Origin of the sequence: Lysobacter sp. MMG2, assembly GCF_016735495.2 — a bacterium.
GTDB lineage: Bacteria > Pseudomonadota > Gammaproteobacteria > Xanthomonadales > Xanthomonadaceae > Lysobacter_J.
In genome coordinates, this window is the sequence record NZ_JAERQY020000002.1 from 333,965 (window position 1) to 348,654 (window position 14,690).

The 14,690-nt window shown below is 66.9% G+C and carries 16 protein-coding genes and 1 tRNA gene; 8 read left to right on the top strand and 9 right to left on the bottom strand.

Annotation, left to right across the window (positions count from 1 at the left end):
• Positions 1 to 76 precede the first annotated feature (76 nt).
• The 7 genes from JI752_RS09495 to rsmD all read right to left on the bottom strand — a co-directional run bounded on the left by JI752_RS09495 (position 77) and on the right by rsmD (position 5,774).
• The gene (locus JI752_RS09495; RefSeq protein ID WP_216962814.1) at positions 77 to 814 is read right to left on the bottom strand and encodes a TMEM43 family protein; all 738 of its coding nucleotides are present in this window, start codon (positions 812 to 814) and stop codon (positions 77 to 79) included.
• A complete protein-coding gene (locus JI752_RS09500; RefSeq protein ID WP_216962817.1) occupies positions 811 to 1,701 on the bottom strand; it encodes an MBL fold metallo-hydrolase in 891 nt (296 codons plus the stop codon). The genes JI752_RS09495 and JI752_RS09500 overlap by 4 nt, the downstream gene beginning before the upstream one ends.
• Before the next feature lie 163 nt (positions 1,702 to 1,864).
• Entirely contained in the window at positions 1,865 to 3,541 is a 1,677-nt protein-coding gene (ggt, locus tag JI752_RS09505) for a gamma-glutamyltransferase (protein WP_254200623.1), read from the bottom strand.
• 53 nt (positions 3,542 to 3,594) lie between these two features.
• Complete coding sequence (locus JI752_RS09510) at positions 3,595 to 3,849, bottom strand: YfhL family 4Fe-4S dicluster ferredoxin (RefSeq protein ID WP_216962823.1); 255 nt, start codon at positions 3,847 to 3,849, stop codon at positions 3,595 to 3,597.
• Between the two features lie 269 nt (positions 3,850 to 4,118).
• The gene (locus JI752_RS09515) at positions 4,119 to 4,610 is read right to left on the bottom strand and encodes a hypothetical protein (protein WP_216962827.1); all 492 of its coding nucleotides are present in this window, start codon (positions 4,608 to 4,610) and stop codon (positions 4,119 to 4,121) included.
• A gap of 67 nt (positions 4,611 to 4,677) precedes the next feature.
• Complete coding sequence (coaD, locus tag JI752_RS09520; RefSeq protein ID WP_216962842.1) at positions 4,678 to 5,181, bottom strand: pantetheine-phosphate adenylyltransferase; 504 nt, start codon at positions 5,179 to 5,181, stop codon at positions 4,678 to 4,680.
• 95 nt (positions 5,182 to 5,276) lie between these two features.
• Complete coding sequence (rsmD, locus tag JI752_RS09525; RefSeq protein WP_342315846.1) at positions 5,277 to 5,774, bottom strand: 16S rRNA (guanine(966)-N(2))-methyltransferase RsmD; 498 nt, start codon at positions 5,772 to 5,774, stop codon at positions 5,277 to 5,279.
• Between rsmD and ftsY the strand changes: the two genes are divergently transcribed.
• Genes ftsY through JI752_RS09545 form a run of 4 tightly spaced genes read left to right on the top strand, consistent with a single transcriptional unit; the run spans position 5,707 to position 9,833 of the window.
• Complete coding sequence (gene ftsY, locus JI752_RS09530; protein ID WP_342315847.1) at positions 5,707 to 7,188, top strand: signal recognition particle-docking protein FtsY; 1,482 nt, start codon at positions 5,707 to 5,709, stop codon at positions 7,186 to 7,188. The genes rsmD and ftsY overlap by 68 nt on opposite strands.
• Before the next feature lie 17 nt (positions 7,189 to 7,205).
• The gene (locus tag JI752_RS09535) at positions 7,206 to 8,483 is read left to right on the top strand and encodes a hypothetical protein (protein ID WP_216962863.1); all 1,278 of its coding nucleotides are present in this window, start codon (positions 7,206 to 7,208) and stop codon (positions 8,481 to 8,483) included.
• Positions 8,480 to 9,553, top strand: a complete 1,074-nt coding sequence (gene mutY / locus JI752_RS09540; protein ID WP_216962866.1) for an A/G-specific adenine glycosylase — start codon at positions 8,480 to 8,482, stop codon at positions 9,551 to 9,553. The genes JI752_RS09535 and mutY overlap by 4 nt, the downstream gene beginning before the upstream one ends.
• Before the next feature lies 1 nt (position 9,554).
• Complete coding sequence (locus JI752_RS09545; protein ID WP_216962869.1) at positions 9,555 to 9,833, top strand: oxidative damage protection protein; 279 nt, start codon at positions 9,555 to 9,557, stop codon at positions 9,831 to 9,833.
• On the opposite strand, the gene JI752_RS09550 is transcribed toward JI752_RS09545, so the two are convergent.
• Positions 9,830 to 10,273 (bottom strand): DUF6491 family protein, encoded by a 444-nt coding sequence (locus JI752_RS09550; RefSeq protein WP_216962872.1) that lies wholly within the window; start codon positions 10,271 to 10,273, stop codon positions 9,830 to 9,832. The two genes, JI752_RS09545 and JI752_RS09550, sit on opposite strands and share 4 nt — an antisense overlap.
• A gap of 173 nt (positions 10,274 to 10,446) precedes the next feature.
• On the opposite strand from JI752_RS09550, the gene JI752_RS09555 reads away from it, so the two are divergent.
• The 3 genes from JI752_RS09555 to JI752_RS09565 all read left to right on the top strand — a co-directional run bounded on the left by JI752_RS09555 (position 10,447) and on the right by JI752_RS09565 (position 11,592).
• Positions 10,447 to 10,522, top strand: a tRNA-Phe gene (locus tag JI752_RS09555).
• Positions 10,523 to 10,753: 231 nt separating this feature from the next.
• A complete protein-coding gene (locus JI752_RS09560) occupies positions 10,754 to 11,275 on the top strand; it encodes a surface-adhesin E family protein (protein ID WP_216962874.1) in 522 nt (173 codons plus the stop codon).
• Positions 11,276 to 11,355: 80 nt separating this feature from the next.
• The gene (locus JI752_RS09565) at positions 11,356 to 11,592 is read left to right on the top strand and encodes a hypothetical protein (RefSeq protein ID WP_216962877.1); all 237 of its coding nucleotides are present in this window, start codon (positions 11,356 to 11,358) and stop codon (positions 11,590 to 11,592) included.
• 236 nt (positions 11,593 to 11,828) lie between these two features.
• Here JI752_RS09565 and JI752_RS09570 read toward each other — a convergent pair whose 3' ends face one another.
• Positions 11,829 to 12,362 (bottom strand): hypothetical protein, encoded by a 534-nt coding sequence (locus tag JI752_RS09570; RefSeq protein ID WP_216962878.1) that lies wholly within the window; start codon positions 12,360 to 12,362, stop codon positions 11,829 to 11,831.
• A 458-nt stretch (positions 12,363 to 12,820) separates the two neighbouring features.
• Here JI752_RS09570 and JI752_RS09575 point away from each other — a divergent pair, with 458 nt between their 5' ends.
• Positions 12,821 to 14,263, top strand: coding sequence for a hypothetical protein (locus JI752_RS09575; RefSeq protein WP_216962881.1), 1,443 nt, complete (start codon positions 12,821 to 12,823; stop codon positions 14,261 to 14,263).
• The last annotated feature ends 427 nt before the right edge of the window (positions 14,264 to 14,690 follow it).

Genomic DNA, 14,690 nt, shown 5'->3' on the forward strand with positions numbered 1-14,690 from the left:
CGTCTTCAGGGAGCCCCATTATCGGACGGGTTGCTGACACGGGATGTCAGCAGCGGCAACGCGCCCCTGCCGACGCTCAACGTGCGGCGCTGCGACGGCGCAGTCGACGCCAGACCAGGCCGATGGCGGCCAGTACGACCGCGCCGGCCAACAACCAGGGCAACAGCTTGCGGTCTTCGTTGTCGGGGAGCTCCACCACCGTGGACGCACGCTCGCCGCTGAGCGCCTGCGCCGCCGCGACCGGCGTCAGCTGCCAACGGCCACCGCGCAACTCCACCTTGCCATCCAGCGGCGGCAGGTGGAGTTCGCGCCAGAAAATGCGCAGGTCGCCGATGCCGGGCTCCAGCGGATTCTCCGCGCTGCCCAGGCCGTCACCTTCCGGCTGGAACGATGCGGCCAGGTTCGCCGGCAGGCGCGAAAAGTTCGGTCGGAACACGCGCCACTGCCCCAGCGTCTGCAGCACCGACGGATCGATCGGCTTTCCATCCAGCCTCGCGTCCTGCGCCAGCCAGCGTCGGCCTTCCAGCGGAAGCTTCGCCGGATTCTGGTGGCCGGGGGCGAAACGCGAGGAGTCGATCGGCCCGGCGCTCCAGACCTGCGTGTAGCCGCCGGCCTGCGCGCGCCACTGGTACATCTCGACCTGGCGGTCCAGGCCGAACTGGTGCGTGACCACACCGAAATCCCGATCACGCAACGCCTGGCCCGGCGTCGGCGGATCCATCGGCTCTTCGCCGGCATCGGCCTGCGCGAAGGCCGCGCCCATCAGCAGCGCGAAGACCAGCGACAGCGCGAACGCCGCGCGCCTGGACTTCATGCGGCCAGCGCCCTCGCCTGCAACTCCGGCACTTCGTGTGCGGTGCCGAACTTGCCCTTCTCGTCGCGCACCACCTGAGCAAGCGCGCACTGCGGATCGTGGGTGAAGAACAGATGCACGTTGCGGCGCAGCTTGTCGGTGAGGAAGGCCTTCTTCTCGTCGATCAGCAGTTCGGCGTTGCGGTCGTAGCCCATGGTGATGGGCACGTGCACCCACGGACGGCCGGGAATCAGATCGGCGCAGAACACCACGCCGCCGTGCGACTCGCCGTCGACGCGATCGGGACCGACGATTTCCGCAAGCATCAGCCCCGGCGTATGGCCGTCGCTGTAGTGGAAGCGCACGGTGTCGCCGAGCGCGTCGGAATACTCGCCGTCCACCAGTTCGAGTCGGCCGGTGGCTTCCAGCAGCGCGGGCAGCTCGGGAATGAAGCTGGCGCGGTCGCGCGGATGCGGTTCCAGCGCGCGCTCATAATGGCGACGGCCGACGATGTAGGTGGCGTTGGGGAACAGCAGCGTCGGCGCCTGGCCTTCGCTCCACGGCGCAAGCAGACCGCCGGCGTGGTCGAAGTGCAGGTGCGAAAGCACGACGACGTCGATGTCCTCGGGCTTGAAGCCGGCCTGCGCCAGCGATTCGACCAGGACGTGGCGATCCTCGACCACGCCGTAACGCTCGCGCAGCTTGGGTTCGAAGAATGCACCGATGCCGGTCTCGAACAGCACCGTCTTGCCATTGAGCGGCGAGGCAAGCAGCGCGCGACAGGCCAGCGCGATGCGGTTCTCGTCGTCGGGCGTGGACCACTTGGCCCACATCGCGCGCGGCGCGTTGCCGAACATGGCACCGCCGTCGAGCTTCTGGCTGTTGCCGAGGATGGACCAGAGTTTCATGGCGGCACCGTTGCGTGTGACGGGTTGATTTTAGCGCTGCGGGGGTTGAATTCGAATAGAACGTAGAGGGCGGTGATGGCGCATGGCCCCTCCTGCGTCGCATTTGCCTCTTTCCCGTCATCCCGGCGAAGGCATCGCCGCTGCGCGGCGACGCGTCGGATCGTCACTTCACCAGCACATCCGCCTTGCCCACCGGATTGCGCGGATCGGTGCCGCCTTCCAGCGTGTTGGTGCGCTTGTTCCACGACACGGTCTGCAGGTTGCCCCAGGTCTTCTCGCCCGCGTTCACCTTGTGCCCCATTGCTTCCAGCGCCTTCACCGTTTCCGGCGACAGGGCGCCCTGCTCGGCGGTGATGACATCGGGCATCCACTGATGATGGATGCGCGGATGCGCGGCGACTTGCTGCGCGGTCTTGCCGTCATCGTAGGCGAGGATGCCGATCAGCACTTCGGTGATGATGCGGCTTCCGCCCGGCGCACCGAGCACGGCGAGTTCGTCCTTCGACTCGATCCAGCTGGGCGTCATCGAACTGAGCATGCGCTTGCCCGGCGCCGGTGCGTTGGCGGCGAAGCCCATCACGCCGAAGGCGTTGGGCGTGCCCGGGCGCAGCGCGAAGTCGTCCATCTCGTCGTTGAGCAGCACGCCCGTGCCCGGCACCACGAGGCCCGAGCCGTAGAGCAGGTTCACCGTCTGCGTGGTCGAGACGCGATTGCCGTCGGCGTCGATGATGGAGAAGTGCGTGGTCTCGTCGTCTTCCAGCGGCGCGGGCTGGCCCGGCAGCAGGTCGCTCGGCGTGGCCCTCGACGGATGGATGCTGGCGCGCTGGCCGGCCGCGTACTCCGGGCTGATGAGGCGCGCCACCGGCATCTTCACGAAGTCCGGATCGCCCAGGTAAATCGTGCGGTCGCGGAACGCGCGGCGCATCGACTCCACGATGAGGTGCGTGCGCGTGGCTTCATCGAGCTTGGCCAGTTCCCAGCCCGAGAGCATCTGCAACATCTGCGCGATCGCCACGCCGCCCGACGACGGCGGCGGCGCAGTGGTGATGTCCCAATCGCGATACTTGAAGTGCAGCGGCTCGCGTTCCTTCACGCGATAACCGCTGAGTTCCTCGGCCCGCCAGTGGCCGCCCTCTTCCTTCACCGATGCGAGCAGCCTGGACGCGACTTCACCCTTGTAGAAGCCGTCGAAGCCCTTCTCGCCCAGTAGCTCCAGCGTGCGCGCCAGATCGGGCTGCTTGAGGATTTCGCCCGCCGTCGGCGGCGTGCCGTCGGCGAGGAAAACCTCACGCGTGCCGCGGTAACGTTCCATCACGGCGCGGCGGCTGGCGTAACCGCGCTCCAGTCGCGGATAGACCTCGAAGCCCTCGCGCGCCACGCGAATCGCCGGCGCCAACGCGGTCTTCAGCGGCAGGCGGCCGTACTTCCGCGAAACATGCACCAGTGCGGCGGGCAGGCCGGGAATACCCGCCGACCACGGGCCATTGGTGGCGCGATCGTTGTCCAGCTGCCCCTGCGCGTCCAGGAATGCCTGCGGCGTGGCGGATTCGGGCGCGGTCTCGCGCGCGTCGACGAACACGTCCTTTCCGCTCTTCGCATCGTGCAGCAGGAAGAAACCACCGCCGCCGATGCCGGAGCTGATCGGCTCGACCACCGACAGCATCGCCGAGACAGCGACCGCCGCGTCGAACGCGTTGCCGCCCTGGCGGATCATCTCCATGCCGGCGTCGGTGGCGAGCGCGTGCGCACTGGCGATGGCCGCACCGGGCGGCTTGGCGGCGGTGGATTTCGTGGCGGCTTGCTTGGGAGCCGCGGTCAGCGGTGACGTCGCGAGAAGCATCAGGCTGGCGGTGAGAAGGGTCCGGCTTGCCAGCGCACGCAACGTCATTCGCATCAGGTGTTCTCCTGCTGCAGCTTCGCCAGCTTGGCCAGCAGCTGCTCGTTGGATTCGGGATGGTCCGGGTCGGGGTCGATGCATTCGACCGGACAGACGACCACGCACTGCGGTTCGTCGAAATGGCCGACGCATTCGGTGCAGCGCGCCGGGTCGATCACGTAGATCGTCTCGCCCTGCGAAATCGCCTGGTTCGGGCAGGCCGGTTCGCAGACGTCGCAATTGACGCAGAGCTCGTTGATCTTGAGGGACATGCGGGGATTGTCGCATGCGGACGCGGGACGGGGCCTTGCGCGAATGGACGCTGTGTTCCGTTCCCTCCCCTGCTTGCAGGGGAGGGTTGGGGAGGGGTGAAGTCAGGCGCGGCAACGCACGGCACTCGCGCCCCTCCCAATCTCCCCTGCTCTCCGGGGAGCTGGAAAAAACAAAACGGGCCCGCAATGCGGGCCCGTTCCGGATCCCGGCTCTCACCGGGATGACGTTGCGCCAAGGCGTGGCCACTGCGCGGCCACGCGGCGGAGCGTCACTTGGCTTCGAAGAACTCGAACTTCGCGCCCGACGGCTCCACGGCCGCCTTCACGCGCTCGGCGTCGGCCTGCGCGCCGATGAACATCACGCGCACGCCCTTCATCGTGCCCGGCTGGGCCTGGGCGAACGACGCCACGGCCAGGTCGGCCGACTTGGCGGAGTTCTGCGAGCCGTAGGCCAGCAGCGTGCCGTCGACGCCACCGCGGGCCACGTCGCCCTGCGCCTTCTCCAGCTGGCGGTCGTACTCGCCCTGGAAGTCGGCGCCGGCCGGGTCCGGCAGCGTGTACAGGTAGACGTTGGTCGCACCTTCGATGTTGCGCTTGACGACCTCGGTCAGGTAGGTGTCCCACGCGGTGCTGTCGGTGGTGGTCGGCGCGGCCAGCGCGGTCTCGGCGACGGCGGTGGTCTGCTCGTCCTTCTTGTTGCACGCGGTGAGCAGCGGCATCGACAGGCAGGCGATGAGCAGCAGGCGGGTGGTGGTCTTCATCGGGGTTCCCCTCGTCTTTCGAGTGTTGGTGTTGGAATGGTGAAGCGTTCGATCCGATGGTGCCGGATCAGCGTGTACTGCGTTGCCATTGCGCCTGCAACGCCGTCGCGACCGCTGGCGGCACGAAGCCGGAGACATCGCCGCCGAGGCGGGAGATCTCGCGCACCAGCGAGGAGGAAATGAAGCCGTACTGTTCTGCGGGGGTGAGAAACAGCGTCTCCACGTCCGGGATCAGGTGGCGGTTCATGCTCGCCAGCTGGAATTCGTACTCGAAGTCCGACACCGCGCGCAGGCCGCGCAGCAGCACGCCGCCGCCGACTTCGGCCACGAAATGCGCCAGCAGCGAGTCGAAGCCGCGAACTTCCACATGCGGGTGATGGGCGACGGCCTGGCGGGCCAGGTCCACGCGCAGCGCCAGCGGCAGCGCCGGTCCCTTCGCCGTGCTCTCGGCCACGCCGATGATCAGGCGTTCGAACAACGGGGCGGCGCGGTCGACCAGATCGATATGGCCGTTGGTAATCGGATCGAAGGTGCCGGGGTAGACGGCGATTCGGTTGCGGGCCACGGTCATTCGGAGGTCATGCACGGGCGCCGGAATCCGGGCTGGCCGGCGCGGCCGGCAGTGTAGCAGCGGCGGCGGCGCACCGGCGGCCGGCCCGTACGGCATCAGGGCGTCCGGCGGTAGAGCGCGTAGCGCACCTCGCGGGTGCTGCCTTCGCGGTGCAGGCGCCAGTCCGGCGGGACCGCGAAGGCCGCCTCGTGCGGGGCCTCCACGTACAGCCAGCCCTGGGGCCGCAGGACCCGCGCCACGCCCGGCAGCACGGCCTCCCACAGTCCGGCCGCGAAAGGCGGGTCGACGAAGGCCAGGTCGAATCCCTCCGCCGGCTGCGAATCCAGCCAGCCCCGCGCATCGGCCTGGATCACCGACGCCGCCTCGCCACCGGAAAGGCGCGCGGCGGTCTCGCGCAATGCCGCCGCCAGTGCCGGATCGCGTTCGACCAGGGTGGCGCCGGCCGCGCCGCGGGACAGGGCTTCCAGCCCCAGCGCGCCGCTGCCGGCGAACAGGTCCAGCACGCGCGCGCCGGGGAGCATCGGCATGAGCCAGTTGAACAAGGTTTCGCGCACGCGGTCGGAGGTCGGTCGCAGGCCGGCCGCGTCGGGCACGCTCAGGCGCGTGTTGCGCCAGCGGCCGCCGATGATGCGGACCTTGCCCGCGCCGGAGGGCGCGGCGGGCGGACGTCGGGACGCTTTGTTCATCGGGGCTGCGCGAGGGCCGGTGTTAGCATGTGCGCATTCTCGCGCATTCCCCCACGCCGCCTCGATGTTCGACTTTTTCCGTCGTAAAAAGCCCCAGACCCCGGCCGACGCGGCAAAGCCCGGGAGCGCGCAGGAGCACTACAGCATCGAGGAACTGGCCGCGGCATTTCCGTCGCGCGAAGCCGATGCCGATGTGCCGGCGCCGGTGGAATCCGCCCCCGTCGAAGCCGCTGCGGTCGAGGCCGTCGCTGTCGAGGAGGCCGTCGTCGAAAGCACGCCCCTCGCCGTCGAACCCGTTCCAGCCGAGGTGATCGCCGCCGCGCTGGAGGTCGAGCCCGTCGCCGCGCCCGACCTCGCCGCCGCGCCCCTCGCGCCGTCGCCGACGGTCGCCCCCGCCGCTCCCGGCAAGCCCGGCTGGCGCGAGCGCCTGCGCGGATCCACGTTCGCACGCAGTTTCAACGGCCTGTTCTCGCGCCATCCGCGCCTGGACGACGACCTGCTCGACGAGATCGAAACCGCGCTCATCACCGCCGACGTCGGCGTGAGCGCGACCACGCAGCTGATCGAATCGCTGCGCAAGCGCATGAAGGCGCGCGAGTTCGCCGACGCCAATGCCCTGCTGGCCGCCCTGCGCGCCGATCTGCTGGCGATGCTCAAGCCCGTCGCGCAGCCGCTGCAGATCGACACCGAAGCGAAACCTTTCGTGCTGCTGACCGTGGGCGTCAACGGCGTCGGCAAGACCACGACCATCGGCAAGCTCGCCAAACGCTTCAAGGACGAGAACCGCCCGCTGATGCTCGCCGCCGGCGACACGTTCCGCGCCGCGGCCGTCGCGCAATTGCAGGCCTGGGGCGATCGCAACGGCGTGCCGGTGGTAGCGCAGGGACAGAACGCGGATGCGGCGTCCGTCGCCTTCGACGCATTGCAGGCCGCCAAGGCACGCGGCACGCAGGTCCTGATCGCCGACACCGCCGGCCGCCTTCATACGCAGCAGGGCCTGATGGCGGAGCTGGGCAAGATCAAGCGCGTGCTGCAGAAACTGGACGCCACCGCGCCGCATGAAGTGCTGATGGTGATCGACGGCACCACCGGCCAGAACGCGCTCTCGCAGCTGCGCCAGTTCCATGCGGCGGTCGGCGTGACCGGGCTGGTGGTGACCAAGCTCGACGGCACCGCGAAGGGCGGCGTCGTGTTCGCACTGGCGCGCGAGTTCGGCATTCCGATCCGCTACGCCGGCATCGGCGAGCGACCGGAGGACCTGCGCGTGTTCGACGCCGAGGCCTTCGTCGACGCGCTGCTTCCCGAATCCCTCGGCGCCTGACGCGGCGCCGGCACCGCATGGCCGCGCCGGAACCGCAAGCTTCACCACACGCGCCCCCACGGCGCCGGCGCCGCATCGCGCTGGTCGCCCTGGTGGTCGCACTGGCGCTGCTCGCGTTCGCATTGCACTGGGTCTCGCGGCCCAGCCGTGTCGCCGGGTTGATCCTGGCGCAGGTGGGCAACGCGCTCGGCCTGGAGATCACCGCCAGCGGCGCCAGCGAATACCGCCTGCGTGGCACGCCGATGCTGGCGATCCGCGATGTCGTCGCGCGCCAGCCCGGTGCGAAGACGCCGGTGCTGCGCGCCGAACGCATCCAACTGGAACTGCCCTGGTCGACGATCCGCGCGCGCGGCGCCGACCTGACGGTGCGCCGCATCGAACTGGACGCACCCGAACTCGACCTGGCCGCGCTGCAACGCTGGCAGGCGACGCGGCCGCCGACGAAGGAAGTACGCATTCCGACTTTGACCGACGGCCTGCAGATCGTGCGCGGTCGGGTGATCGGCGACGGCTGGCGCGTGGAGGCCATCGACGCCGACCTGGCTTCGCTGCACCCCGATCGCGCCGCGCGTGCACGCTTGCGCGGTCGTCTCGCGACGGGCGAGGTGCGCGTCCCGTTCGACGTGCATGCGGCGCTGACGCGTCCGGCTGCGCGCGCCGGGCTGGGCGTGGTCGGGCAGGTCACCGTGCAGTCGCAGACGTGGACGATGCCCATGCGCACGCGGCTGTCCGGACGCCTGCACAACGGCGACGACGGCATCGGACTGGATGGCATGCGCCTGGGCGCCGACGCCAGCTATCGCAACGACGACACCGATCTGGGCTTTACCTACGGTCTCGCCGGTCCGGTGCGTTTTCACGGCGGCGAACTGCGCGTGGTGCCATTGGGCGCGGTCGTGTACGGCACGGGCGTGATTCCCAGCCTTCAGGCGGCCGGCGCGCTGTCGTTCGGCGACACGCTCGCGCTGCGGCTCGACGGCACGATGTCGTCATGGCCGCGTGCGTGGCCGGCGCTTCCGGCGCCGTTGATCGCATCGACCTCGCCCCTGCCCTTCGTGCTCGAATACCGCGGCCGCGCCGATTTTTCCGACACCACGGCGCTGCGCCTGCAACGCGATGCGACGCGCTTCGATGGTCGGTTCAAGTTGCCGTCGTTCTTGCGCTGGCTCGACTTCATCGACCGCGGCACGCCGCTGCCGCCACTGGACGGACGCCTGACCAGCCCGAAGATCGAAATCGCCGGTGCCACGTTGGAAGGCGTGGAAATCGATTTCGCCCAAGACGCGACCCCATGACGAAACCCGGCACGACACGCGACTTCCCTGCACGCCTGCTCGCGTGGTTCGACGTGAGTGGCCGTCACGACCTGCCCTGGCAGCATCCGCGCACGCCGTACCGCGTGTGGCTGTCGGAAATCATGCTGCAACAGACGCAGGTGAAGACGGCCGCGCCGTATTTCGAACGCTTCGTCGCCGCATTGCCGACCTTGCGCGATCTTGCACAGGCGCCGTTGGACGACGTGCTCGCGCTGTGGTCGGGTCTGGGCTACTACGCCCGCGCAAGCAACCTGCACGCGGCCGCCAAGCAGTGCATCGAACTTCACGGTGGCGATCTTCCGCGCGACCTGGACGCGCTGACCGCATTGCCGGGCGTCGGTCGCAGCACGGCGGCGGCCATCGCATCGCAGGCGTGGAACGATCGGCACGCGATCCTCGACGGTAACGTTAAACGCGTGATGAGCCGTTATCACGGCATCGACGGCTACCCCGGTCTTCCGGCCATCGAGAAGAAGCTGTGGGCGCTGGTCGATACGCACGTCGCCAGTCCGCAGCTTCCCGATACGCGCCTGGCCGACTACACGCAGGCGCAGATGGACCTGGGCGCGACGCTGTGCACGCGCGCCGACCCCGCCTGCGTGCTATGCCCGCTGCAGGACGACTGCATCGCGCGCCGCGAAGGTCGCACGGCGGAATTGCCCACGCCCAAGCCGGGCAAGACACCGCCGCAGAAATACGCGCACGTGCTGTGGGCCGAAGACGCGCAGGGCCGCATCCTGATGCAACGCCGTCCACCGACCGGCATCTGGGCATCGCTGTGGACGCTGCCGCAGGCCGACGACGCGACGGCCGCGCGCGGCTGGTTCGACGAGCACCTGCGCGGCGACTACGACAGCGCACACGCATTGCCACCGATCGACCACGCCTTCAGCCATTACAAACTGCAGCTGCATGCCGTGCGCATGCGCGCCGAACCGGGCGACCGGATCGGCGACAATGACGCGCTGCGCTGGGTCGCCCGCGAGGAACTATCCTCGCTCGGCATTCCCGCGCCGATCCGCAAGCTGCTCACGAACCAGGACGCCTGAAATGCCCCGCACCGTCTATTGCGAATACGAGAAGCGCGAGACCGAAGGACTCGACTTCGTGCCCTGGCCGGGCGAACTGGGCAAGCGCGTCTTCGCGCACATCGGCAAGGCGGCGTGGACCGCGTGGCTGGCGCACCAGACGATGCTGATCAACGAGAACCGTCTCTCGCCGATGAACCCGCAGCACCGCGCCTTCCTCGAAACCGAGATGGTGAAGTTCCTCTTCGGCGGCGACGCAGCCAAGCCCGCGGGCTACGTGCCGCCGGAAAACGAAACCTAGGTCGCCTTCTCGCGCTCGGCGGTCTGGGCCTCGCGCTTTTCCTGCTCGGCGGCCCTGAGCGCCTTGACGTCGATGGGGCGGATTTCCTGGATCCAGCACGGCATCTGGTTGGTGCCCCGCCCCAGCACGATCACCTTGTCGAAGCGTGCGTACACGCGGCCCATCTGATTGGTCACGGTGATGGCGTTGGCGAAGTCCAGGTCCTGGCAGGTACCGCCCAGTTCCAGCAGGTAAACGGTGCTGGGTCGCGTCCAGATCGCCAGTGCGGTGTTGCCCAGCGGCGTCCAGCCGTCGAGGCGGCCGAAGTACTGGAAGTTGCCGACCGGCGCTCCGGCATTGGCGCGATAGAGCGCCAGGCGTTCGGCATCGGTAGTGCGCGGGTCGCTCGCGCAGGCGCTGAAGGCGAAGATCGAAAGAACCGAGAAAACAAGGGCTTTCATCGATGACTCCGTGCAGCCACCGCGGCTGCGGCTGGGACCGTCGCCGCCATGATGCACCCGCCCGTCGCGGGCGCCAGCCGCGCGGACCGACCCGTTCAGCGCAGATCCGGCTTGCCATGTCCGCCGCCCATCCGTATCATTCCGCTCCTCGCACGGCCTGACCGTTGCGGAATGGCCGGGTAGCTCAGTTGGTAGAGCAGGGGATTGAAAATCCCCGTGTCGGGGGTTCGATTCCCTCCCCGGCCACCATTTATTTCAAGGGCTTGCAGAAATGCAGGCCCTTTTTGTTTGACGCGCGCTAAGTCCAGTCCCTACACAGTCCCTGGTCGGCTGAATTTCAAACCCCCGGTCTGGTGCGTAGGCCACTCATCGAACGAACTGGCACTTCGCTCATGCAACTGCGTCGTTCGATGCGGACACCGCCTGCCCCTAGACTAGTATTGCGAGGTCCAGTGTCGGGGGGGACACATGATTAGACAAATGCTCAAGGTGCTTCTGATTTGTGGGTTCTCGGCCGGGTCTTTGGCCGCAGCTCAGGAACTTCAAATCAAGCAAGGCACGGTCTACAGCTACATCAAGGATGAGGTTCGCCACTACACGACGAAGCTTCCTGAAGGCGTGGACCCGACGACCGCACGCACGATCAAATATTCATACATCGACGACCCGAAATGGAGTTACGTCGGCCACAACCCTTCAGTGACGCTGGCCTACGACAAAGAGTCGTATGTACGTCGAGGAACGATCGCAAAGGCTTGGATTCGGGAGGACTATTCCACCCCCGCCCTTGATGCCCCGATTAAAGGGGCCGTGAAGTTGCTTTGGCTTGCTGAGACTGATTGCGGCGACCGGACTCAGCGAGTTCTCAACGCAATCGCCTATGGCAAGGTCGGAAATGTGATCCACCGCCAGGGAACAATGGGTACTTTCGAGCCAGTGGTTCCCGACTCTCGGGGCGAGCAAGTTTGGAAAGTCATCTGCGAGGTCAAGGCCAACGGCTAGTCCTCCTTGCGCTTTTGGTCGAACCCGATATCGCAATCGCATTGTACTGGCCGCCCGTGGCCAGCTTCCAAGGAGTTCCCGTGGACGCGAAAGATGCTTTCCAGGAAGGTCAGTTGACGGCCATGCAATGGGCGCTGTTGGCTCTAATCGAAGCATCCCCTTCGCGCGATTCAATTTGCGCGACCGCACTTCGGGGAGTGGCCGCGCACGATGAGCGTTATCGTCAGAGTGACCATAGTCCGGCCGTTCGCGAGGAGTTCCTGAAAGGGCTGCACACTGTCGCCGACCTGCTGTTCGCACCGCGAGGTAATACCTAGACGGGGTGGCGAGCAGGCAGGCAGAGGCCCTGCCCACCATCCGATAACGGCCACAAGCGGTCGTTCGCCAACGCCAGAGCTAAGCCGCACCGCGGAGCGGTGTCGGCTTGAATGAAAGGTCGAATTGACTGACTAATGACCGCTATGGGTCGGGAGCGGACATCAGCATCGCCAAGCCCGCTTCGATCGGCTGAATGTCCGCTATCGGCCAGAAGCGGTCATTCGCGGCCCCAGCTTCACTGCTCGTCTTCTGGCCGAAGTGGGGAGTAGGACCACTCAAACGCGGTCATGACTTCCTTGGCGAGCGAATCGAACTCCGCACGATAGTGATGTTGATGGGGTACTGGTACTTCGGGAGTGCCATCGAAGAAGCCCAAAGACGTCAGTTTGGAGGAAAACCTATCGACGGGCCCGTACCCGAACAACTGGTTGTGGCGATCCCAGACCAAGGTGCCCTCGCTACCCGGGGAGTGGGCCCAAAGGTCGAAACGCGCATCTGCCGAGAGAAAAGGGACGAATCTGGTTAGGAACTCGTTGATATCGCAAAGCGACAAAGCGGGACTCTGGTAACGTCCGGCCTCAGCCTCGCCACGCGGTGTGTGTAGTACATAGAGCAGGTAGTACGGCGCTTCCATGCACTCGATCAACTGCGCAAACATCCTCGGATCGCCGTGTGGTACTCCGGCCACGATGCGATCTGCAGCAATGAAGACTGGCGGGTACGAGTGAGCGACCCACTGACCATCAACCAGGTGTGCGAGGCGATGCATCGGGGTCCTTGGAATGTCCGCTTTGGGTCGAAAGCGGACATTAGCAGCCCGGCCGCCGGCCGTCCTGTCCGAACGTCCGCTATCGGCCAGGAGCGGACGTTCTCGCGCTACCGGGTGCAGCCGGGCTTTTCATGTTTCCCCTTTGATTCGCCCCGAGCGCGCCCGAAGCAAGTTCACTTCGATAGCCGTTTCGGGTCGATGCAGAAGCTGACCTCTTACGGCCTAGCTCGGCGAACGCTTCACTTCCCATCAAAGCATACTGACACCGCCCCCGCCCCGAGCCTCGCTTGTGAGCTGCTTTCCGGCCCCCTATCCTCGGCGTCGGAGTCATAGGGGACACCACGCAAAACGATCGGGACGCGCCTGTTCATGGCGTTGGCCGGGCTGTGCGTGCGCGATACGGGACGCCCGCCGGCCCACGCGCAGGACGCGACGCGCCAGGCCTGCAATTCGCGCCAATGGAACGCGGCCTGATGCCGCAGAAACACTGGACGAAGGGGGAACGAATGAAAGGATTGCTCAGAGGATTGGCCGCCATCGGCCTGTTCGCATGCTTCACGAGCCAGGCTGCGGCCCAGTCCTATGCAGTGGGCGACTGCATGGACAACCGCGGCCGGCTCGACATCGTCGAGTCGGTCCGCCACTTTCCCGATGGTTCATATGACAAGGTGACGCAGTTCGTCCGGCCGGGCTTCTTCGGCCCCAAGGAAGTCTTCGCCTCCATCCCGGATGCCTCCGGCATCCATCTGGCGCAGATCAAGTCCGCCTCGGCAGGCGTCGCGTTCTGGCTCGCCCGCGACGGCAACTTGGTGGCGACCACCCAGACTGGTTGGCAAGTGGTCGGTTCGTGCAGGTATCAGGCGACATGGGCGTCGCAGTTCCCGCCGCCGGTCTATCTGCCGATCCAGCAGACGGTGCCGTTCGATCTCGGCCAGGACGTGCTGGCAACGATGCCGACGGTTCCCTCGGCCAACGGCGCACGCATTCCGATGGGCATTTTCCAGCCGGGCGTATTCCCGGGCGTGCCCGCGCTGATGTCGCTGGACCAGGCGAAGGAGTGCTATGCACGTGCCGCCGGCGATCGCGACGAGCTGTTCCTGTGCGGCGCCGAGAAGGCGATGGGCCGCAAGGAACGCGCGGCCGTCGAGTGCGTCCGTTCGGCCAGCGATGGCACGGCCGCCGGGCTGTGCCTGCTCGGGAACGAACTGCCCGCGGGCCAGCGGAAGTCGGTCCAGGACGTGGCGGAATGCTATCAGGCCAACGGTACGAACTGGAACGAATATCCGGTGTGCATGGCCACGAAGCAGGCCGACCCGCAGACCGCGCGCCTGATCAACTGCGCGCGCCAGCAGATGCAGCAGGGCCAGCAGCCCGACTACTGGACGCTGGGCTACTGCGCATTCGGCCAGACCTTCTTCAATCCCAATGCCGAGTCGGCGATCGCCATCCAGTGTGCGATGGCAACCCGCGGTCAGCCCGCCCCGTTTGTGGCCTGCGCGGGCGGCCAGTTGCTTTATCGCGAACTGGACAAGTGCCTCAACGACGGCATCGGCGGCGACGATGGCTGCTTCGGCAAGAACAACTCCCTGACTAAGGCCTACGACCGTATCGAGGAAGAACTGCGCAAGGCGCTCGGAGCGGAAAGCATAGCCTTCCAGGCGTGGCAGGTCGCACGCCTGAGCATGGACCCGCATCAGATGGCGGAGGCGGTGCGCAAGGTGAGGGATGAGCTCAACCGAGCGATCGCGCAAGGGAACGCCGCGCTGAAGCAGGCCGGCAAGGATGCCAAGGAATGGATCGACGCCGCGACGCCTGACATCACCGTCAGCACCGGCGGCATCAAGATCGAAGGCGTCAAGGTCGGCCAGATCGGCAAGGGCCTGAAGTGTTGCAAGTTCTGATTGTCTAACCGGAGAACACCATGCGTACGATTCGCCTGATTCCCGCAGCGCTCGCCTTCTCGTTGGCCGCCACTGCCTGCGCGACGACAGCGCCGGCCCCGGCACCTGCAGCCGCGCCGCCAGCGCCCGTGGTGTACCGACTCACCGCCTGCACGGACTCCGCGCACCACAACTGCAGGGACGTCAGCGAGCATCCTAGCAGTGGCGCTTGCGAGGCCGCGAAGAAGGCCTACCTCGCCCAGCATCCGACCGAGTCGGCGGGGTGCAACAGGAAGCCGTGAGCGCCCACGAACCGCGAGTTCGGCTCTATCTGTTTCGTCGATAAGCGAAGGCCCCTGTCCGATGACAGGGACCTTCTTTGTAGCTAGCACATAGCATCGTCCTGCGAGCCCGACTGACCGACCGTCCGCTATCGGCCACGAGCGGA